Source organism: Jiella pacifica (genome assembly GCF_010500815.1).
In the GTDB taxonomy this organism is placed as follows: Bacteria; Pseudomonadota; Alphaproteobacteria; order Rhizobiales; family Rhizobiaceae; genus Jiella; species Jiella pacifica.
Genome location: NZ_JAAAMG010000016.1, coordinates 95,639 through 116,568, shown reverse-complemented (window position 1 = coordinate 116,568; position 20,930 = coordinate 95,639). Strand labels below are relative to the sequence as shown.

Genomic DNA, 20,930 nt, shown 5'->3' with positions numbered 1-20,930 from the left:
GGTTCAGGCGAAGCGATCGGCCTTGGCGAAAGCGGAGCGCAGGCCCACCGCGGCGAAGAAGGCGGAGGCGACGGCGTTCCATCCGGCGAAGGACAGGCCGAGGAAGCGCCCGGCCGCCGCGTCGCAGGAGGGCGGCTTGACGGCGTCGATGTCGGCCAGGAGATCGCCTGTTCCCAGATCACCGCCGCCGACCTGCGAACAGCCGGCCGGCCCGGCCCACAGGTGCCATTCGACGCCGGCGTGGTAGACGGCAAGGCCCAGCGAGACCAGCATGATGAGGCCGAGGAGGAAGAGCAGTCCCCGTGTCAGCGGCGCCGAGGCCCGCCCGGCCGCCGCGACGAAGGCGACGAGGGCGATCGGCACGCCGACGTAATAGGGGATCCGCTCCTGAAGGCAGAGGGCGCAGGGGATGTAGCCGCCGACATACTGGAAGACGAGGGCCGAGCCGACGGTAATCGCCATGCCGGCCAGGAGAAAGCCGGACGCCAGCACCTGGCGAAACCCGGTGGGGCGGCGGACGATGTCGGAAAGTGCCATTGACGAGGCCTCAGAACAGATAGCGGACCGCGACGAAGCCGCCGATCAGAAGGATCATGAAGAGGGTGAAGAGCAGCCCGAGGTTCTTCTCGATGAAGCCCTGGATCGGCGCGCCGTAGCGGTGGAGAAGATAGGAGACGAGGAAGAACCGCGCCCCGCGCCCGACGATCGAGACCAGCGTGAAGACGACGAGATTGAGCCCGCTGACGCCGGAAAAGATCGTCAGCACCTTGTATGGAAAGGGCGTGAGCGCGGCGAAGAGCACGGCCCAGCCGCCCCATTCGTTGTAGCTTGCCTTCATCTCGGCGAAGGCGCCGGTCTTGCCGTAGAAGTCGAGGATCGGCTGCCCGATGAGATCGAAGAAGATTGCGCCGATGGCGTAGCCGAGAAAGGCGCCGAGGACCGAGCCGATCGTCGCGACGGCGGCGATGCGGATCCATTTCGTTCGGTCGGCGATCACCATCGGGATGATCAGGACGTCGGGCGGGATCGGAAAGACCGAGCTCTCGATGAAGGCGACGGCGCCGAGGCCCCGTTCGGCGTGGCGGGTCGCGGCCAGCGACAGGACCCAGTCGTAGAGGCGGCGAAGCATGGATGATCGACCGTTCGGGATCTGTCGAGAAGAGATGACGGTGCCAGCGATTAGGCCGAAGCCGGCCCGAAGGCAATCCCGCGAATGAGGCCGCAGCGGCGAGGGGGCGACGGCACGTCGCGAAATCGTGGAAAAAAACGGCGGACGATCCCGACGGATCGTCTGGACGCAGCGGTGGCGATTGTGCCATGGAGAGGTCGTCCGGCAGGAATGCTGGTCCGTACGCCTCGTGCCGAAATCGTCCTTGGTGCCGAGTGTCGGGAATGTTCGGACGAATCGATCGGGCGGCGGCTCGAATGGCTCGCCTTCCGACCGTCCGAAATCCGAAGCCTCGAAGACCGCGGTTTTTCGGGGCTGGCGGGTGAGCGGAAGTGGCAGTCGGTATTCGGCTTTCGCTCCAGATGCGGTATGGTCGCCGAAGGGCCTCGGATCGGCGGCCAAATGTGCGGGTGTGGTGGAACTGGTAGACGCGCCGGACTCAAAATCCGGTTCCGAAAGGAGTGTCGGTTCGATTCCGACCACCCGCACCATCCACATCGAGAATCACGACGTTTCATAATCGATGCGACGCGCCACCGCGATCGGCGGCGGCAAGCGCGATACGTCAGCCGACCATTTCCCGCACCGCGTTCAACAGGAACTCGTCCTGATAGTCGCCTGCGACGAAGGATAGACCAACCGGACAATTTTCCACCGTCATGAGTGAAGCGGAGATCTGCGGAAAGACGTGCGACGCCGAAAACGCGGTGATCGTCATTGTTGGATCGTAGAAATCCACTGCCGCTTCAAGCGTATTCAAAGAACCTTTCCGGGGGGCGATTTTTGGCGTCGTGGGGAAACAGATCACCTCGCTGATCGTCGGGATGGAGCGGGCTGCAGCGCAGAAGTGGCAGTGTGTTCGCCCACTGGGTGATACTGCGGTGAACGGCACCGATATCGTATGGTGTGCATTCGGCGGTAAATGGCGGAGGGGATGGGCCTGACATCCAACCTTCTTTTGTGGATGCCGCTCGGTTTGCAAGGAATTTCTGATCGTCCGGACATGTGATCGAGTGCGTACTTTTGTCAGGCCTGTAAGTGCGGCCGACTGGCGCCGCTGGCCGGGATGGTGATGCGCGGAGCGGGTCCACATCTCCAACAGCGAGCTCGAGGCTCGGAGAAGGTTTCTGGTTTGCCCGACCCGGATCATGTCGATCATTTGCCCATGCTGATCATGCCTTCCTCACAACTCGGTGGCCCGAGTGCCCGTTCGATGCCCGATCAGGCGCCGATCAGCACCGGGCCGCGATAGCTTTCGCCGCGCGTCAGCATCGCCCAGATGCCGCGCGCCATCTTGTTCGCCAGGGCGGTGGCCACGACCGGGACCGGCTTGCGTTCCAGCATCCGCGCCAGCCACGACCCCTTCGGCGCACCGCGGCGCGCTGCCCAGCGGATCACCGCGGTCGCCCCGATCACAAGCAGTCGCCGGATATCGCGCTGCCCCATCTTCGAGGTTTTCCCCAGCTTCTGCTTGCCGCCGCTGGAATGTTGGCGCGGCACCAGGCCGAGCCAGGCGGCGAAGTCGCGCCCGCGCCGGAACTGCTCCATCGGCGGCGCGAAGGTCTCGATCGCAAGCGCGGTGATCGGACCGACGCCAGGCATCGTCTGCAACTGGCGTGGCATTTCCGCCTCGTTCGACATCGCCGCGATCCTGGTCTTCAGCGCATCGATCCGGGCGGTAAGTTGGCCGATCTGATCGAGGAGCATGCGGCAGATGTCCCGCGCGAGGTCCGGCACGCCGCTGCCGGGATCGTCGACGACCTTGGCCAGGCGCGGCACGTAGCCGATCCCTTCCGGGGCGACATGGCCGAATTCGTAGAGATGCGACCGCAGCGCGTTCACCGCCTCGGTCCGCTGCTTCACCAGCTGCTCGCGCGTGCGGAACGCGACGGCCCGCGCCTGCTGGTCGGCCGATTTCGGTTCAACGAAGCGCATGGTCGGCCGCAGGGCCGCCTCGACGATCGCCTCGGCATCGGCCGCGTCATTCTTCTGGCGCTTCAGGAAAGGCTTGACGTAGTGCGGCGCAATCAGCCGCACCTCATGCCCGTGCCGCGCCATCTCCCGCGCCCAGTGATGCGCGCTGGCGCAGGCCTCCATCGCCACGAGGCAGGGCGGCTGGTCCGCCATGAACCGGGCGAACTGCGGCCGCGATAACTTCTTGCGATATACGACGGACCCATCTGCCGCTGCGCCGTGAACCTGGAACACGTTCTTTGCCAGATCGACCCCGATGATGCTAACTTCTTCCATGGATGCCCTCTCCTTCAGCTTGTGCTTCGACACCACGAGTATGGCACATCGCGATGCCGTCAGGTGAGAGCGGCATCCACCCCATCTCCACTCTAAGTTACTGTAAATGTGTATTTTTTTTGCACCCTTCCCGGCTACCGGCAAACTTTCTCGAACACTTCCACAAGCTCCTTGAACTTGCGACGCTGCACGTCGGGATCTTGTGAGAGGATCGCATTGTCCACGCAGTCATCCGCGTGATCCTGCAGGATTAGAATTTCGACCTGCGAAAGTGCCGATCGGATCGCCAGGGATTGATTGAGAATGTCGATGCAGTAGCGATCTTCTTCGATCATGCGCGCAACCCCGCGTACCTGCCCTTCGAGGCGCGCCAGTCGTTGGATGGCTGCTTGCTTTCGATCCTTCATGGCGGGCTGGTCTCTTGCTACGATACGGGGGAACCGAGCTTTGTGCGGAAGGGTTCCTCGGAACCTCACAGGCCATCGCGTGTTGAATCATACCCCCTTGGGGTATTGGGCTGCGTCTCCGGACGCCCGCCGAGTTCTGCGTTGGCAGATGCGACTGCCCAGTTGCCCTCAAGCAGATTGCAGAACGAGCAGGAAGTCGCGACATGTCCTATATCCGTTTCGGCCTGATGATCCTCACTTCCACAGTGGTGATGTTCATCCTGATGTACCTCAACACCTACGCTTGGGAACACGTCTTCTTCTCGGAGACACGTACCTATATGGCGATCATGATGGGGGCGACGATGGCCGTCATCATGCTCGCCTACATGCTCGGGATGTACTCGAACAAGGGCCTGAACATCGCGATCTTCGTCGGCGCGATCATCGTCTTTGCCCTGTCGCTCTGGCTGGTGCGCAGCCAGGTCACGGTCTCGGGTCCGAGCTACATGCGGGCAATGATCCCGCACCACTCGATCGCGATCATGACCTCTGAGCGGGCGCAAATCCGCGATCCGCGCGTTCGCCACCTCGCCGACGAAATCATCGAGGCGCAGCGCCGCGAGATCGCGGAGATGCGCTACCTGATCGCCGAGGTGTCCGCCGGGAACGTGGTGGAGAGCATCTATCAGGACCCGCCGGCCGAGCCGGGCAGCGTCGAGGACGCGCTTTCGAACACCCTCATCAGCGGGCTCGACCTCGCGCCGATGCCGGAAGCCGAGGCCGACCGGGTGCTCGGGGCGCCTGCTCCCTGCACGTTCAACCGCAGCCCCGAATCCGATCCGATCCTCTGGGCGAGCGAAGGCGGCGGGGCTGCGGTGAAGCTGAACGGCGTCCTGATCTCTCTGGAGGCGGAGGGAGGTTCGCAGGAGGGTGCGACGACGTACTCGGCGCCCGGCACCACGATCACGGTGCAGCCGCTCGGCGACGAGGCCGATTGGCGCCAGAACGCGGAGCTCGTGTTCGAACTCGATGAGGGGCTGAGCGTGGGCTACCGCGGCTTCTACGGGTGCGAGGCGGGCTGACGTGTCCGCCAGTTCACGCTTCAGATCATGAACACCGGCGCAAAACCGCCCCCAGGTGTCCTGAAGTTCGTGGTCTGACCTTGATAAAGGCGCGCGGCCACCAGAAGCACCTGCCCATCATAGGTATACAGTCGCACGTCCATTTTGCGCCTCTGGGGTGTCTCGTCGATCTTGATCATGCGCTCGCTGGGGCGGACCAGCGTCTGGGCAACGTATCCGCCTCCCGCGATCTCCGCCCAGACTCCTTTCGTCAGCTTGTCGCCACGATATACCGCCTTGCCACCATGTCCTCCTGTCGGCTTGAAGAACAGGTCCTTGCGGGATTTCCAAAGTGCATCAGCGTTGTCGGGATTGACCAAAACGGTGCGTGGAACGGCAGCAAGCCCGGCCCGAATCCCCGGGTCGACTCCCCATGCCTCAAGTGTCGCGGAATTCGAAAGAAGCGAAAGGTTGCGCTTGTCGGCAAGGAGCGCGTGGTTGTGCGGATTCGGCGTTACGACAACCGCGCCATCACGGTAGGATTCCTGCAATGCCTTGTGCTCGGGCTGATCAAAGGCGAAATCGGTGACCCGATTGTAAACGAGATCGATCGTCTTTCCGTCGACGCTGAGCCGACCATCGTCGTAGCTAAGGTGACCGGCGTCGGCGATGACCGCGTCTACCCCTCGTGCCGCCAAAACTTGCCGCGCGAGCACGAACTCGGGATAAAGGTACTGTTCCGGCGGATTGTCATCGATGATGGCGATGCGTTGTGGCGTGCCCGTTCCCCGCTGCCGAATCCATTCGTTCTGGAACATGCGAAACGCCGCGTCCTCGAACGATGGCAGCGCCGGGGGGATATCCATTTCGGCACAACACGCGCGCTGCGCCCTTGCAAGAAAGGCATTGAGAAATGCCCCGCCGGCGTTGGTATTGATCTCGATCAGCCGGGGGCCGTCTTCGCCAAGATGAAAGTCGTAGCCCATCAATGCCCCGATCGGACCGTGATCCGCCCGCGCGATTTCCGGCGCCCAGGAAAGGACCGCGGCTTTGTATGCCGCGAGTTGGGCGGTGGTCTCCACAGCCGCTGCGATGGCGCGCATCTCATCCACGGTGGTGGCCGAAAGGAACACCGGTACGTGCGAGAACAGATGGGCCTTGGGGCGGATGAACGTCTCGAAGAATGCCGGCTCACCGGCCTCGCGCTCCATCGCTTCGCGCAGCGATGGAAGGTCCAGTGTAACGCAGAAGCAGTTCTTGTTGAGTCGGTCCGTGCGGTCCTGAACCCGCTTCGATGAACTGGAGCCGGGATTGTTCATCGAGGGAAAACCCGAGGCGGCGCCAAGATCGAGCGCGCTTCAAATGCCAAGTAAGCCATGAATAATCCCACGAACATCCCTCCCAAAGGTTTCGCCATCAGGTCGATCCAAATATGCCGCTTCTGTCCGGCAGCCACAACTGTCACCGGGTGGGCCTCGGAAAACTGAGCAGCCGGTCGCACGGGCAGCTCCGGCCTGCAGCGAAGCTCCATCCCGAAGGTGCCATCAGCGCTCAGCGTGCTTGCGACACATTCTCCTGGTAGGTCCGCTCGCGCTCCGGCCAGGTGCTCTTGATATAGGCGAGCGCAGCCTGGATCTCTGCGTCGCTGAGGACGGCAAAGCCCGGCATGTCGCTCTTATAGCCGCCCCCGACGATGGCGGCCGTGCCCTCCTTGACGATCCGGAACAGGATGTCATCGGGATGGTGCCACGTGTGGCCGTCGGCATCGTGTGGTGGCGCCGGGAGACGCCCGGACGGAAGGGGCGTCTTCCAGTCCGGCTGCCCCTCGAGCTGCGCACCGTGGCAGGACGCACATTGGTCCGCATAGATCTGCCGGCCCTGTTCGATGACTTCTGCAGATGACGCGGCGTTGGATGCGGTCTGGGCATAGTGCCTGCCAGCGAAGACCGCCATGACCAGGCCTCCGACGAGCAACCCGGGCCACAAGATATTACGGAGTTCTTTTCGCATGAGTTGCATGATTGGTGGCGAGGAATTTCTATTGGCTACATGCCGAGGATGAATTTCTGCCAGAGGCGCGACGCCGGAGGCAATGGACATTCCCGTGACCAGCGCCTATCTTTCCGGCATGTTCTCGCGCCTCGTCACCATGCTTGCCGTACTCGCGATCGCCGTCATGACGACGGTGACCTCCGCGCATGCGGCGCGCTTGAGCGCAGAGCCGGATCACTCGGTGCATGTCGGCGAGATGATGCAGGTTGCGGCCGGCAGCGACCGTTCCTGTGACGGCGAACAGCACTGCGGATCGATGGATGCTGGAAGCTGTGAGTTGCTTTGTTCAGGTCTTTTGGTCTTTCTGACATTTCCGAGGGAAGACTCGCCCAGCGTTTACGCGCCTGCCAGCCATGACCTGCCCACCGGTGCAGTGCTTGCCGGTCGGGCACCTGGACTGAACGAACGACCTCCCAAGCACCGTCTCCTCTGATCGCGCGTCCGGGCCGAGGCCCGCGGCGTCCTGTCGGTTTTGATGAACGGGACGAGCTGTCCCGAGGAGACGACCATGAATACCCTTTCACGACGCGGCTTTCTTGCCGCTGGCGCCGCCATGCTGGCCTATGCGCATCTGCCCCGGATCGCGGCAGCGCAGGGCGCCGCCCCGCTGTCGCTGCACGCCGCCACCCGGACGCTCGACATCGACGGTCGCGCCGCCACCGTCTGGGGTCTTGCCGGGCCAGCCGGACAGGGGCTGACACTCGATCCCGGCGCGCGGTTCCGGGTGGATCTGCGCAACGATCTCGATACTGATACGCTGATCCACTGGCACGGCCAGATCCCGCCCAACGCACAGGATGGCGTGCCCGACATGCCTTTGCCGATGCTCGCCCCCGGCGAGACTCGCGCCTATGACTTCGCGCCGCTGCCCGGCACCTACTGGATGCACGCGCATGTGCCGCTGCACGAGATGCGCCTTCTGGCCGCGCCGCTGATCGTGCGCAGCGCCGAGGATGTCGCCGCCGACCGGCAGGAGGTGGTGCTGTTCCTGCATGATTTCTCGTTCAAGGCACCCGAGGAGGTGATGGCCGAGATCCTTGGCGGCCACGGGACCGCCGGCGGTCATGGAGGCGGCCACGGCGCGGTCATGGGCGGCATGGCGGCCATGGACCACGGCGCGATGGGGAACATGCCGATGGGTGGCATGGATCACGGCGCCATGGGTGGCATGACGGGAATGGGCGCCATGGACGGCATGGCGATGGACCTCAACGACTACGACTGGGACGCCTATCTCGCCAACGACCGCACGCTTTCGGATCCCGAGGTGGTGCAGGTCGAGCGCGGTGGCCGTATCCGGCTTCGGGTCATCAACGCCGCCGCGGCGACGGTGTTCTGGATCGAGACCGGCGGTGCCGAGGCGCGGCTGGTCGCGGTAGACGGGCACGCCGTCCAGCCTCTCGCTGGCACGCGGTTCGGGCTGGCGATGGGCCAGCGCCTGGACATCGAGATCGACCTGCCGAACGAAGGCGGCGCCTGGCCGATCCTCGCACTGCGGGAAGGCGCGCGGGAGCGCACTGGCCTGATCCTCGCCACGCAGGGTGCCGATGTCCGACGTCTAGATGCCATGGCGGAGACCGAGGCACCGGCGTTCGACACCGATCTTGCGCAGGAATCGCGCCTGATCGCCCGCGATGCCCTGCCTGATCGGCCGGTGGATCGCAGCCAGATGCTGATGCTGGGCGGCTCGATGCAGCCTTACGTCTGGACGATCAACGGGGCCGTCTGGGGACAGCACCAGCCGATCATCGCGCGCAGCGGCGAGCGAGTCGTGCTGTCGTTCCACAATATGTCGATGATGGCCCACCCGATGCATCTGCATGGCCATGTGTTCCAGGTCGTCGGGTTGAACGGGCGACGCGTTGCCGGCGCACTTCGAGACACGATTCACGTGCCGCCAATGTCGATGGTCGACGTCGCCCTAGACGCCGGCGAGGCCGCGAGCTGGATGCTGCATTGCCATCACATGCCGCATTTGGCGACCGGCATGATGACCGAACTCGCGGTCACAGCGTCGGTTTAATTGGGGCGGGGCGTTCGGATGGAGCGCCCGGACACTGGCTCCGTGCCGTGTTGTTCTGCGCGATGTTGTCGCAAGGGCCGGTTGCAGGGCGCACCACTCAGCAGGAAACAAGGAGGATGAGGTGATGAACTGGAATGATATGGGCCCCGGAATGGGTTTCGGGATGGGGTTTGGCTGGCTGTTCGGTCTGCTTTGCTTGGCGCTCATTGTTTTGATCATAGCAGCGCTGATAAAATATCTTCGTAAATAAAAGAAAGGAGTTCGCAATGGCCTACACGATCAATCGAATTATCCCCGACGCGGGTATCGACGACGTCGACGCTCGGGCGCGAAAGGCGCTTGCTGATAATGGCTTTGGCGTCCTGACCGAGATCGACGTCAAAGCGACGATGAAAAAGAAGTTGGATGTCGAGATGCCGGCCTATCGCATCCTCGGTGCCTGCAACCCCAAGATGGCACATCAGGCGATCGGGATCGAGCCTAGGGTGGGCGCGATGCTGCCCTGCAACGTCATCTTGCGCGAAGTCGAGGACGGCGTCGAGGTCAGCGCTATCGATCCTGTGGCGTCGATGCAGGCGATCGAGAACGCCGAGCTGACGGCCGTGGCAGGCGAGGTGCGCGACCTGCTGGCGAAAGCCGTCGAGGCGATCTGAGATGAGCCTGCGCGCCGGTCTCTGGGGGCCGGTCCTGATCGTCACGCTTATGACCCTTGCGGTCGTGGCCAGCCCCATCCCGAGCGCGCCGATCGCACTGGCGGCCGGAGCGGCCTACGGACATCTCTGGGGGACCGTGCAGGTCGTCATCGGCGCCGAGCTCGGGGCGCTGATCGCCTTCGGTCTCGCACGGGTTCTGGGGCATGATGTCTTGCGGCGGGTGTTCGGTGATCGCGTCGATGCCGGGCTTCTCGGCTCGCAGACCGCGTTGACGGCGACGGTTTTTGCCAGCCGCCTGATGCCCTTCGTGTCCTTCGACATGATCAGCTACGCGGCCGGACTGAGCCGATTGCACGCCTGGCTTTTCGCCCTCGCAACATTGGCGGGGATCATCCCGGCAAGCTTCCTGCTGGCACATTTCGGCGGTGAGGCGGTTAGCGGAGACCTCGGCCGCGCGACATGGGCGGTGCTCGGACTCGGGCTTGTGACGGGGCTGCCGCTGCTCTGGGTGGCGCTGCGGCAAAAGCCTGAAAAGGAAAATCCATGACGAAAAGCGATTACGAGAAGAACAGCATCACCCTGCCTGGCGCGGTCGCCATGGGCACCGGCGTGATGATCGGCGCGGGCATCTTCGCGCTGACCGGGCAGATCGCCGAATTGGCCGGGCCTCTCTTCCCGCTCTCGTTTGTCGTCGGCGCCATCGTGACAGCCTTCAGCGCCTACACCTACATCAAGATGTCGAACGCATACCCGTCTGCGGGCGGCATCGGGATGATCCTGAAGAAAGCCTACGGACCAACGACGGTCGCGGCGGGCGCCGCTCTCCTGATGGCGCTATCGATGGTCATCAACGAAAGCCTCGTCGCGCGCACCTTCGGAACCTACACCCTGCGAGCCTTCGGCGGTGATCCGGACAGCGTTCTCGTCCCAATCCTCGGCGTCGGGCTGATCGTCTTCGCCTGGCTCGTGAATGTGTCGGGCAACCGGTCCGTCGGGCTGTTCTCCATCGTCATGGCCGTACTCAAGGTGGGCGGCATCGCGCTGTTCGGGGCAGCCGGCCTCTGGGCGAGCGGCATCTCGTTCGAGGCGACGGGTGGAGACATGGGCGCCACCGGCTTCGTGGCGTCGGTTGCGCTGTCGATCCTGGCCTTCAAGGGCTTCACCACCATCACCAACAGCGGCGCAGAGGTCACCGACCCGCACCGCAATGTGGGCCGGGCCATCATCTGGTCGATTGCCATCTGCGTCGTCGTCTATCTGCTGGTGGCCTTCGCGGTCGGCTCCAGCCTGCCGCTCGACCGTATCGTGGCGGCGAAGGACTCCGCGTTGGCCGAAGCGGCCCAGCCCTCCCTCGGTCAGACCGGCTTCTACCTGACGGTGGCGCTGGCGCTGGTGGCCACGGCGTCAGGTCTGATCGCCAGCGTGTTCGCGGTCTCGCGGATGCTGGCGATGCTGACCGACATGAAAATGATCCCGCACAGTCATTTCGGGATGCCGGGCGCAATCAAGGACCACACGCTCGTCTACACCGTCGTGATCGCAGGATTCCTGACAATTTTCTTCGACCTCAGCCGGATCGCTTCGCTCGGGGCCTTCTTCTATCTGGTGATGGACATGATCATCCACTTCGGCGTGTTCCGGCATCTGCGCGAGGAAATCGGCGCTCGGGGCTGGGTGTTGCTGACGGCAATCGCCTTCGATTCCGTGGTCCTAGCCGCCTTTGCCGGGATGAAGTGGCAGTCCGACCCCTTGATCGTCGTCCTGGGTGCGATCGGCATGGCGCTGGTGTTCCTGTTTGTCGGGATCTTCCTCGCACGCAATCCCGCCCCGGAAGATGCTCACGACCACCAATGAAAGAGCTTGAGCTTCCAACGGCTGGAGGCTGCAAGCTGAAACGAAATACTGAAAGGCTGGCAAAACATGGAGCATGATCACCAACACGCGGCGCCCGATATCCCGGCGGGGACAGAGACGGCGAAGGACCCGGTCTGCGGGATGACGGTCGCGGTCAAGACGGACGGGCGTCACGCCGCGTTCCAGGGAGAGACCTTTCATTTCTGTTCGGAGAAATGCCAGTCGAAGTTCAAGGCGGATCCGTGGTTCTACGCCTCGGGCCGGGCCGCCGGACAGAAGAAGGCTGCTCCGGCCAACGTCCAGTACACCTGTCCGATGCATCCCGAGATCGTCCGCGATGCGCCGGGGTCCTGCCCGATCTGCGGCATGGCGCTGGAACCGATGGTGCCGTCGGATGAGCCCAGCGAGGAGCTGACCGACTTCACGCGTCGGATGTGGATTTCGGCGGCGGCGGCGGTGCCGCTCATCATCCTGACGATGGGTGAACTGGTCGCGCTGCCAGTGCGCGACTGGATCGGGCATCAGACCGCAAGTTATCTCGAGTTCGTGCTGGCAACGCCGATCATCCTCTGGGCCGCCTTGCCTTTCTTCCGGCGCGGCTGGGACTCCATTGTGAACCGCAGCCCAAACATGTGGACGCTGATCAGCATCGGCGTGGCGGCGGCCTACCTTTACTCGCTCGTCGCGACGTTCCTGCCGGGGGTGTTTCCGGAACAGTACCGGATGGGCCACGGCGTCGGCACCTATTTCGAGGCGGCGGTGGTGATCGTCGCGTTGGTCTTCGTGGGCCAGGTGCTGGAACTCCGAGCGCGAGAACGCACCGGGGATGCGATCCGCGCGCTTCTGGATCTGGCGCCGAAGACCGCGCGGCGCATCCTGCCGGACGGCACTGAATACGATGCGCCGCTGGAGAACATCATGGAGGGCGACCGGCTGCGGGTCCGTCCCGGCGACGCCATTCCGGTCGACGGCACGGTGATCGAGGGCCGCTCGTCGCTGGACGAAAGCATGCTGACCGGCGAGTCAATGCCGGTGGAAAAGGGGCCGGGGGATGAGGTGACGGGCGCCACGATCAACAAGAACGGCTCTCTGGTCATGGAGGCAGGCAAGGTCGGGTCCGATACCGTGCTGGCGCAGATCGTGGCGATGGTGTCGAACGCGCGGCGGTCCCGCGCGCCGATCCAGGGGCTGGCCGACCGGGTGTCGGCGATATTCGTGCCGACGGTGGTGGTCATCGCCATCGTCGCCTTCGTGGTCTGGCTGATCTTCGGCCCGGAGCCCGCGCTGGTCTTCGCAATCGCCTCGGCCGTGTCGGTCCTCATCATCGCCTGCCCCTGCGCGCTGGGGCTGGCGACACCGATCTCCATCACCACGGCGGCGGGGCGCGGCGCACAGGCGGGCGTGCTGATCAAGGACGCCGAGGCGCTGGAGCGAATGGCAGGAGTCGATACGCTCATCGTCGACAAGACCGGCACGCTGACCATGGGCAAGCCGAAGCTGACCGATACGGTTGCGCTCGGGGACGTCACCGAGACCGACCTGTTGTCGCTGGCCGCAGCGCTGGAGCGTGGCTCGGAACACCCGCTGGCTGAGGCGATTGTCGAGGGAGCCGAGGCGCAGGGTGCGCCGCGTCAGGAGGCCACGGACTTCGACGCCGTCACTGGCAAGGGCGTACAGGGCCGGGTCGGTGGGCGCGCGGTGGCGCTAGGCAACGCGGCGATGATGCGGGAGATGGGGCTCGACACCGCGCAGGCCGAGTCAAAGGCCGACACCCTGCGCGCCGAGGGCAAGACGGCGATGTTCGTCGCGCTTGACGGCGCGCTCGTCGGCATCGTGGCGGTCGCCGACCCGATCAAGGAGAGTACCGCGCAGGCCATTCGGGAACTTCATGCCCAAGGGCTAAGGGTGATCATGGCGACGGGCGACAACGAACGCACGGCGCAGGCGGTGGCGGGCAAGCTCGGCATCGACGAGGTGCGCGCAGGCATCCTGCCCGAGGCCAAGAAGGACCTGATCGACCAGTTGCGCCGCGACGGCCACAAGATCGCCATGGCGGGCGACGGGGTGAACGACGCCCCCGCGCTCGCCGCCGCCGATGTCGGCATCGCCATGGGCACCGGGGCCGATGTTGCGATGGAAAGCGCAGGCATCACCCTGCTGGGCGGCGACCTGATGGGCATCGTGCGGGCGCGCAAGCTCGCCCGCGCCACCCTGCGGAACATCAAGCAGAACCTGTTCTTCGCCTTCGCCTACAACGCGCTTGGCGTCCCCATCGCCGCCGGGCTGCTTTACCCTGTCACCGGACTTCTGCTCTCGCCGATGATCGCGGCGGCGGCGATGAGCCTGTCGTCGGTCTCGGTGATCACCAACGCCCTGCGGCTCAGGCGGGTCGACCTCTGATCTGCCAGCCCACACATCCAACCTCGAAAGGAACATCAGATGACCCAAGACATGTTTTCCCGCCGCAAGCTCCTGATCGGCACAGCTGCGCTGGCGGCTGCGTCGCCCTTGAGGGCTCTGGCGCAAGGCGCCGGTCCGGCGATCCACGTGATGAAGGACCCCAACTGCGGCTGCTGCTCGGCCTGGATCGAGATCCTCGAGAACGACGGCTTCGCCGTCACGACCGAGGCGAGCGCCGGGACGCTTCTGATGCGCTACAAGCTGGACAACGGCATCCCGCAGGAGATGGTCTCCTGCCATACGGGTCGTGTGGATGGTTACATTATCGAGGGTCACGTCCCTGTTGCCGACATTCGCCGTCTCCTGCTGGAACGCCCCGACGCGGTCGGCCTCGCAGTGCCAGGCATGCCCTACGGCTCGCCCGGGATGGGACCGGAAAGCCAGCGCGAGGCCTACGACGTGTTTCTGATCCGGCGCGACGGATCGAACGAGGTCTTTACCAGCTACGCTGCTGCCTGACCTTGAGGCTCCAATTCGGCTCTTGATCAGGGGCGAGAACACATACGGACCTGATCCCGGATCACGGCGTAGTCGCTCAGCATCTCGGCGATGGCCGACCCGTGCGGCAGCCGCGCGAGCTCCTCGGCTGCGCGCGCCTGGAACTCGCGGCTGTACTCTACCACGGGCGGGCAGACGGTCGCGATGCCGGGCTCAGAACCGACCGTTGCGCAGCCGCTCAGCAAGCTCGTCGCGAGACCTAGGACGACGAGCCGTCGCCTCGAGCATCTGGCGTTGGACATCATTGGCTTTCTCCGTGGTCTGAAGGCGTTCAGCGAGGCGTCCCGCTCGCTCGCCGGACCGCCGAAGCGAAAGCAGGAACAGGAGCAGGGCGAGGATGATGGCGCCGTAGCGCAAAGCGGCCCGCATCCATGGGCTGGCGGCGAACCCGATCAGGAGCGGGGCCATCACCGCTGCCCTCGGCGCCAGTCATCGAGACGCGCGTAGATCGTGACCGCGATGCCGCCAAGCGCCACGGCGATGAATACCCAACGCAACGTGTCGAGATACGGCACAAGCGGCAAGATCGCGGTCTGGGTCTCGGCCAGCACCTGCTGCGCCACCTCGACGCCCGCCGCGCCCAGCGTCGCCACACCGGCTGCCCCGCCGCCCTTCATGGTGCGGCTGTCAGCCAGCACCTCGCGCGCGGGCGGCGTCTCGGCTGCAAATGCCGTCGCCCGGACCGGGAACCGCTCGCCCCACTGCCGCGCGGGCCCGAGATCGACATGGATGAACCCCGATCGCGGGTAGAAGCCGAAGCCGAGGAATCCGACCTCGCGCGCCGCAGCCTCGAAGGCCACCGGATCGTGGTTCGCCATGGCGATGTCGAAGGCGGCGCCGTCGAGATGCTTCGACCGGCCCGCGCCCCCCACGGCACGGTTGTGCTCTGGGCTGCGGTAGGCGGAGCGGACGATCAGCGGCTTGCCCAGCCGGTCGCGCAGCGCCTGCAGCTTGTCGAGCGCGGTTTCGTTCACGAGCAGCTTGCCGGTGCCCCGGCATGCAATCTCGGCGGGCGAGAAATTCGGCCAGCGCCAGGCGCTCTCCGGCACATCACGCCAATGGCGGTGGAAGGTCGTGGTCATGAGGGTCCTCCGAAACGAAAAAAAACCGCCTCGAGGGCGGGTGCGGTTGGGCTGGTGAACGGGGGTGTTGAGCGGCTACGGGCCGCCGCCGAAGATCTTCAGCTTGATCGCTATACCCGCGAGCAGCGCCAGCATGACGCCGGTGGTGATCATGCGGACGGCGGTCTGCATCGCGGTGCGGCGGACCAGCCGGATGCAGTCGACCAGGGAGCGCAGATCGCGGATGTCGAGCGCGGCCTCGTCGCCGTCGAGGCCGACATCGGCCAGCGCACGCTTGGCGCCTTCCTCCGCCGCCCGGGTCAAGATCGCCTCGAACTCGGCGTCGGGCATGCGCACGAAGCCCTCGGATCGGGGTGGGTTCATCGGATCCTCCTTCCGCCGCTCAGCCGACCTTGCAGCCCCAGAAGGACGTGTGGTCGGCGGCGAAGTAGCCGTCCGCGACCCGGAAATACCCCTGCAGCTCGACGGTATCGCCTGCCGTCAGCGGCACCATGGTCTGAAGCCAGATCGCGGTAGCGAGCGAGACATGAGTGGCGGAGATTTCGCCGAGGGAGCCGCGGATTTCGGTCGTGCCGTTCAGGACGAGCCGCCCGCGCATGCGGGCGGTGGCGCTGGCGTTGATCTTGTACAGCAGAGTCGCGCCGAAGAGGTAGGTGCCGTCCACGGGGGCGACGAAGTGGTTGTTCACGGCGTCGAACGCGCCCTGATCGTTGTAGTCGGTGTTGTTAAGGCCGATCTTGGTCCAGGTGCCGACGCCGACGTAGTTGTCGTAGTTCGTGTAAGCCTTGAACCGCGGCAGCCGGGGCTGATCGACAATGCCGGTGGCGTTGTCGACGCTCAGCCCGTCGAAGAAGGTGCTGCCGTCGGCGGAGACCGCGAGCCGGAAGCGGTCCGACCCGAACAGCCCCACCAGCGCCTTGGTCACGAAGCCGGTCTGGAGGGTCAAACCGAGATCGTCGCCGGCCGCCTCCTTGTTCATGGTGTAGAACAGGTCGCCGGTGCCGCCCTCGGCCACGGTCCTCGCCGTCCAGAGCGCGGCGTTGAGCTTGGCCGAGAACGGGTTCGATGCATCCGCCGTGGTGCCAACCCCGAGGAGCGCCATGTTCTGCAGCGCCGCCGGTGTGGTCCCGAGCCAGCCCGCGCCATCGTAGACCAGCAGCAGGCCCTCGTCCTCGACCCATGCGCGCCAGCCGATCCGCGGGGGAAGTCGCAGCCAGGCGCCATCGGTCCAGAGCGCGACGTTCAGGTCCCATCCGGACCATTCGCCCGTCGCGCCCGAGGCGACGATGTAGCGATCGCCATCGGCGGGACTGCCGGGCGGCGCTGTCAGATCGCGGTCGAGCACGGAGAGCTGCACGAGCCCGTCGAGCAGCCGCAGCGCCTCGTTGTGGGTGACGTGCTTCTGGGCCTGCGCCGCCAGGATGTAGGGCAGCAGGAGATGGGTCGTGGCGTCGGACATGGGATGGCCTTCAGAGTATCAGCGTGAGGGTCTTGGGCGCGCCCCGCCCGACGAGGGCGGAGAGCTGGTAGATGCGGCTGTCGAGCGTGTCACCGGGGCCGAGCGGCGCGCCCCAATCGGCGGTCTGGTCTGCGGCGGTGTAGACCGCGCTGGTGGTGGCGGTGCTCAGCACCCGCTTAACGGTCGCGCCATCAAGGATCTCGACCTCGTAGGCTTCGAGCTCTTCTCCGAGCGGCACTTCTAGCCCGCCCCAGCTGTCGGCCGCGAGAGCTCGGGACCGGCGCGTCCAGCGGATCGTCAGATCGCCGGGCGTGCGCGGCCTGCGCCACGGCTGCTCGACATGGGCGCCGGAGAACGGCCGCAGCCCGACGCCCGCGGGCGTGAAGGATTGCGCCACATAGGTCTCGTCGCTGACGGGGCGGCTCGCCGGACCGATGCGCCAGTTCCACGGCAATCCGAGATCGGCCTCGGCAATCGGCAGGGACGCCAGCGACGCGTCCAGCACCACGACAAGAGCGCCAGCGGGCGCCGGATTGCCCATCGCGCCCTCGGTGCCGCGCTGGCCGCGCAGGAGCCGGGTCAGCCGGTATCGACCCGGCGCCAGCAGCTCGGCCGCGCCCGCCTGCACGATCTCCCAGGTGCCGGGCGCGCTCTCGATAGCCAGCGCATTGGCGCCGCCCAACAGCGTCAGGTCGGTGACGCTCTCCAGCGTGCCGGTGAGCAGATCGACCACAAGCGCATTGCCGTGGTCGAAGCGTGAGGTGGGGCCCGGATAGAAGTCCGAGACCAGCGCTCCGATCCGGGCGCGGCTGCCGAACGTGGTCAGCAACTCGAACCCGTCCGTCGAGGGGCTGCGGAACACCGCCATCTCGCCCGGCCAGGGAAGAGCGTGCGCCGCGACAAACGGTCGATGCGCGGGCTGGTCCTCGGTCAGCTGCGGCAGGTCCATCAGCACCGCGTCCGGCGCGCCGAACACCACGGCCCGCGTCAGCGACGCCGCGCGGGGATCGCCGGGCGGCAGATCGTAAGTCGCACGGTCCTGCCGCACCGCCTCGATGCCGCGCGCTGCCGCGTCGGCGATGGAGACGAGCCGCAGATCGACCAGACGCCCGTCATGCGCGAGCCGGATCGCATCGGCCGGATCGAACGCGAGGCGCGAGGGTGGCAAACGGAACGCCGCCGTCTCGCGGCCCACCCACGCCTCCATCAGCGCGCGGCGGCAGCGCCTCTCGGCCTCCTCGGGCGGCACCGCCATTGGAAAGGACTCGGACGCGATCCGGGTCGTGTCCACGGTGATGCGCCGGGCCTCGACGAGGGCCGCGTCGTAATCCTCGTCGGCGCGGGCGACCTGCCATTTCAGGGCCTGCGGCAGTTCGGTCTCCTGGCCGCGCGTCAGTTCCAGCACATCGCCCTCGCGGGTGGCCACCAGATCGTCGGGCGCGAGGGTGGCGACGGAGGCCCGGCCGCGCATGACAAAGCGGATCCCCCCCTCTGTCTCGACGGCGTCGAAGCCGAAATGCCGCGACAGCGTTGTGATCGAGGCGCGTGGGCTTTCCAGCGCCGTGATGGCGTAGCCTTCGACCGCGCCCCAGAGGCCGGTGACGTCGATCCGGGACTCGGGCAGCCCGGCGCGCAGGCAGAGGTGCCGCACGAGCGCCGCCAGCGACACCGCGCCAAGCCGTCCGGTCAGCCAGTGCCCCAGCCGCCAGTTCGCCCCGTCCGTCCAGACATCGGTCAGCGCCGGAAAGAACGGGTACGGCCGCGCGTCCCAGGTCCAGGCGGCGCATTCCGGCACATGCACCATCCGGCCGCCGTAGACCGATGACACCGGGTTGTTCGCCGGGACGCCCCACCAGAGGTACGTCGCCTCGAGATAGGCGCGCTGGATCGCGTCGTCGCGCCAGCCCCGCGAGAAATGCGGCGTGAAGCTCTCGGACGACTTCGGGTCGAAGAAGACGTTCGGCTGGTTCGTGCCCCGGTCGATGGCGGGACAGCCGAGCTCGGTGAACCAGATCGGCTTCGACTCCGGCGCCCACGCCGTCAGCGTGCCGCTCTCCACCCCGCCCGGGCGGTCGTAATGCGCGTTCGACCACCAGGCGCGAAGATCCTTGTAGCGGAAAACCCATGGCTTGCCCGCCGCGCCATCGCTGATCGGGGTGCGCACCTGTGCCACCCGATCAGCCGCACTGGCATAGAACCAGTCGAAGCCTTCCCCGCCCGCAATGTTCCCCTGCAGATAGGCCCGGTCGTAGATCGCAGGCCAGCCCGCCTGCGCATCCGCGTGCTCGAACCCGTCGCGCCAGTCCGACAGCGGCATGTAATTGTCGATGCCGACGAAATCGATCTCCGGGTCCGCCCAGAGCGGATCGAGGTGGAAGAACACGTCGCCCGAGCCGTCGCCCGGCTGGTGCCCGAAGTATTCCGACCAGTCGGCGGCGTAGCCGATCTTCGTCCCGGCCCCGAGAATGGACCGCACATCGGCAAGGAGGTCCCGATAGCCCTGCACCGCCGGATAGGTGGCCGCGCCCGAGCGGACCGTCGTCAGCCCCGGCATCTCGGTGCCGATCAGGAAGGCATCGACCCCGCCCGCCGCCGCGCAGAGATGGGCATAGTGCAGCACCATGCGGCGCAGGCCCCAGTCGCCGGGCGTGCCTGTCCACGAAACCGATTGACCCGCCACGCTGAAGCTCGCAGGTGTCGCCGCGCCAAACAGCGCCGCGACCTGGCTTGCGGCCGTGGCAGTCTTGTCGACCGATCCCGCGTAGCCTGCCGCTGGAGAACAGGTGATCCGGCCCCGCCAGGGGAAAGCGGGCTGGCCGGTCTCGGCGGCGTTGTCGGAATAGGGGTTCGGCAGGGTGTTGCCGGGCGGCACGTCCATCAGGATGAATGGGTAGAATGTCACGCGCAGCCCGCGCGCCTTCATCTCCTGGATCGCCTGCACCACGGCGAAGTCGGACGGCGTGCCGCCATAGACCGGGCGGTCCTGGTCGTCGCGGCTGACCAGGAAGGCGTTGGCACGGCTCACGCCGTTCACCGACCAACTGGCGGGCGTGGTCGACTTGGCCGAGACCTCGACGCCCGGCCGCACCTTGCAGGAGCCCGCGCGCAGGTCGTCGCCGAACCAGGCCACGACGAGGCTGACGCTCTCGACCGCAGGCGCCATCGCTTGCAGCCGGTCGAGCGCCTCCACCATGTCGGTGGAGTCGGCCAGCGCGTTCAGGTTCTCGGGCATCGTCGCGCCGCCATCGGTCTTGCGGATGGCCTGCGTGGCATATGTGAACTCGCCCGAGGCCGGGATCATGGTGACGGCGCGGGTCAGCCCCTCGGCGGTGTCGGGATCGGCGAGCGGCCGGAAGACTTCGAAGGACAGCTGCGGCAGGCGGTTGCCGTAGGTCGAAAGCGCCAGTTCCTCGAAGACGACATAGGCGGTGCCGCGATAGGCGGGCGTGTTGGCTGCGCCCATCTTCCCCGCAATGAACGGGTCCGCCGTCTGCGCCTCGTCGCCGGGATACCAGCGCCAGGTGACGCCGGAGAGGTCCATCGGCTTGCCGTCGGCCCAGATCCGGCCAATGCCGGTGATCGGGCCTTCACACAAGGCCACCGCGAAGCTGGCGTAGTACAGATACTCGGTGGTCTTGACCTTGCCGCCCCCGCCGCCCTTGCCGCCGCCCTGCGTCGTGGTCTTCGTCTCCTCGCGGAAATCGGTCGCCCAGATGATGTTGCCGCCCATCCGCATCCGGCCATAGAGCCGCGGGATCACCGCGCCCTCGGTGGCCGAGGTGATGCGCAGCGTGTCGAGCCGCGCGCCCTCGATGCGCTGGGTCGGCGCCAGCGACGAGATGATCCAGCTGTCGACGACCGAGCCGATGCTCGAGCCGATGAAGCCGCCGATGCTCGCGGCGCTCACGCCGAGGATCGCCCCGCCGATCGAACCGCCGATGGCGGCGCCGGCTGCACCGAGAACAAGCGTTGCCATGTCGG

The 20,930-nt window shown here is 66.0% G+C and carries 20 protein-coding genes and 1 tRNA gene; 9 read left to right on the top strand and 12 right to left on the bottom strand.

Translation table 11 applies throughout. The annotated features are described in order from the left end of the window. Positions 1–3: 3 nt before the first annotated feature. Together GTK09_RS18435 and GTK09_RS18430 are read right to left on the bottom strand one after the other, a co-directional pair. Positions 4–537 (bottom strand): disulfide bond formation protein B, encoded by a 534-nt coding sequence (locus tag GTK09_RS18435; protein WP_163464904.1) that lies wholly within the window; start codon positions 535–537, stop codon positions 4–6. Positions 538–547: 10 nt separating this feature from the next. Continuing rightward, positions 548–1,129, bottom strand: coding sequence for a YqaA family protein (locus tag GTK09_RS18430; protein ID WP_163464903.1), 582 nt, complete (start codon positions 1,127–1,129; stop codon positions 548–550). Positions 1,130–1,574: 445 nt separating this feature from the next. Here GTK09_RS18430 and GTK09_RS18425 point away from each other — a divergent pair. After that, positions 1,575–1,659 (top strand) — tRNA-Leu (locus GTK09_RS18425). 74 nt (positions 1,660–1,733) lie between these two features. On the opposite strand, the gene GTK09_RS27210 is transcribed toward GTK09_RS18425, so the two are convergent. The 3 genes from GTK09_RS27210 to GTK09_RS18410 form a co-directional block, all read right to left on the bottom strand. Beyond that, positions 1,734–2,327 carry a hypothetical protein gene (locus GTK09_RS27210; RefSeq protein WP_203561094.1) on the bottom strand — a complete coding sequence of 198 codons (594 nt, stop codon included), beginning with the start codon at positions 2,325–2,327 and terminating at the stop codon, positions 1,734–1,736. A gap of 62 nt (positions 2,328–2,389) precedes the next feature. Next, complete coding sequence (locus GTK09_RS18415; protein WP_163464917.1) at positions 2,390–3,418, bottom strand: IS110 family RNA-guided transposase; 1,029 nt, start codon at positions 3,416–3,418, stop codon at positions 2,390–2,392. A gap of 134 nt (positions 3,419–3,552) precedes the next feature. Then, positions 3,553–3,825, bottom strand: coding sequence for a metal-sensitive transcriptional regulator (locus tag GTK09_RS18410; protein ID WP_163464902.1), 273 nt, complete (start codon positions 3,823–3,825; stop codon positions 3,553–3,555). Positions 3,826–4,028: 203 nt separating this feature from the next. On the opposite strand from GTK09_RS18410, the gene GTK09_RS18405 reads away from it, so the two are divergent. Then, on the top strand, positions 4,029–4,889 hold the full coding sequence (locus GTK09_RS18405; RefSeq protein WP_163464901.1) for a DUF6692 family protein: 861 nt from the start codon (positions 4,029–4,031) through the stop codon (positions 4,887–4,889). 20 nt (positions 4,890–4,909) lie between these two features. Here the strand turns inward: GTK09_RS18405 and GTK09_RS18400 are convergent, their stop codons facing one another. After that, the gene (locus GTK09_RS18400; protein WP_163464900.1) at positions 4,910–6,187 is read right to left on the bottom strand and encodes an ATP-grasp domain-containing protein; all 1,278 of its coding nucleotides are present in this window, start codon (positions 6,185–6,187) and stop codon (positions 4,910–4,912) included. 232 nt (positions 6,188–6,419) lie between these two features. Then, positions 6,420–6,821 carry a c-type cytochrome gene (locus tag GTK09_RS18395; protein ID WP_163464899.1) on the bottom strand — a complete coding sequence of 134 codons (402 nt, stop codon included), beginning with the start codon at positions 6,819–6,821 and terminating at the stop codon, positions 6,420–6,422. A 151-nt stretch (positions 6,822–6,972) separates the two neighbouring features. Between GTK09_RS18395 and GTK09_RS18390 the strand changes: the two genes are divergently transcribed. From GTK09_RS18390 to GTK09_RS18360, 7 genes are all read left to right on the top strand, one after another. Next, complete coding sequence (locus GTK09_RS18390; protein ID WP_203561093.1) at positions 6,973–7,353, top strand: hypothetical protein; 381 nt, start codon at positions 6,973–6,975, stop codon at positions 7,351–7,353. A 75-nt stretch (positions 7,354–7,428) separates the two neighbouring features. Further along, positions 7,429–8,943: a multicopper oxidase family protein gene (locus GTK09_RS18385; protein WP_163464898.1), complete on the top strand. Its 1,515-nt coding sequence runs from the start codon at positions 7,429–7,431 to the stop codon at positions 8,941–8,943. Positions 8,944–9,209: 266 nt separating this feature from the next. Next, positions 9,210–9,596 (top strand): DUF302 domain-containing protein, encoded by a 387-nt coding sequence (locus GTK09_RS18380; protein ID WP_163464897.1) that lies wholly within the window; start codon positions 9,210–9,212, stop codon positions 9,594–9,596. 1 nt (position 9,597) lies between these two features. Beyond that, positions 9,598–10,143, top strand: a complete 546-nt coding sequence (locus GTK09_RS18375; protein ID WP_203561092.1) for a TVP38/TMEM64 family protein — start codon at positions 9,598–9,600, stop codon at positions 10,141–10,143. After that, on the top strand, positions 10,140–11,450 hold the full coding sequence (locus tag GTK09_RS18370; RefSeq protein WP_163464896.1) for an APC family permease: 1,311 nt from the start codon (positions 10,140–10,142) through the stop codon (positions 11,448–11,450). The genes GTK09_RS18375 and GTK09_RS18370 overlap by 4 nt, the downstream gene beginning before the upstream one ends. Before the next feature lie 66 nt (positions 11,451–11,516). Continuing rightward, entirely contained in the window at positions 11,517–13,850 is a 2,334-nt protein-coding gene (locus tag GTK09_RS18365) for a heavy metal translocating P-type ATPase (protein WP_163464895.1), read from the top strand. A 39-nt stretch (positions 13,851–13,889) separates the two neighbouring features. After that, positions 13,890–14,369, top strand: a complete 480-nt coding sequence (locus tag GTK09_RS18360) for a DUF411 domain-containing protein (protein WP_045685040.1) — start codon at positions 13,890–13,892, stop codon at positions 14,367–14,369. A gap of 192 nt (positions 14,370–14,561) precedes the next feature. Here GTK09_RS18360 and GTK09_RS18355 read toward each other — a convergent pair whose 3' ends face one another. The 5 genes from GTK09_RS18355 to GTK09_RS18335 form a co-directional block, all read right to left on the bottom strand. Next, positions 14,562–14,816: a hypothetical protein gene (locus tag GTK09_RS18355; RefSeq protein ID WP_203561091.1), complete on the bottom strand. Its 255-nt coding sequence runs from the start codon at positions 14,814–14,816 to the stop codon at positions 14,562–14,564. Then, positions 14,816–15,490, bottom strand: a complete 675-nt coding sequence (locus tag GTK09_RS18350; protein WP_062563563.1) for a YcbK family protein — start codon at positions 15,488–15,490, stop codon at positions 14,816–14,818. Before GTK09_RS18350 ends, GTK09_RS18355 begins: the two co-directional genes overlap by 1 nt. A gap of 75 nt (positions 15,491–15,565) precedes the next feature. Next, the gene (locus GTK09_RS18345) at positions 15,566–15,853 is read right to left on the bottom strand and encodes a DUF6127 family protein (protein WP_075784372.1); all 288 of its coding nucleotides are present in this window, start codon (positions 15,851–15,853) and stop codon (positions 15,566–15,568) included. Positions 15,854–15,872: 19 nt separating this feature from the next. Continuing rightward, positions 15,873–16,949 (bottom strand): DUF2793 domain-containing protein, encoded by a 1,077-nt coding sequence (locus GTK09_RS18340; RefSeq protein ID WP_093359542.1) that lies wholly within the window; start codon positions 16,947–16,949, stop codon positions 15,873–15,875. A 10-nt stretch (positions 16,950–16,959) separates the two neighbouring features. Then, on the bottom strand, positions 16,960–20,925 hold the full coding sequence (locus GTK09_RS18335; RefSeq protein WP_163464894.1) for a baseplate multidomain protein megatron: 3,966 nt from the start codon (positions 20,923–20,925) through the stop codon (positions 16,960–16,962). Positions 20,926–20,930: the final 5 nt, after the last annotated feature.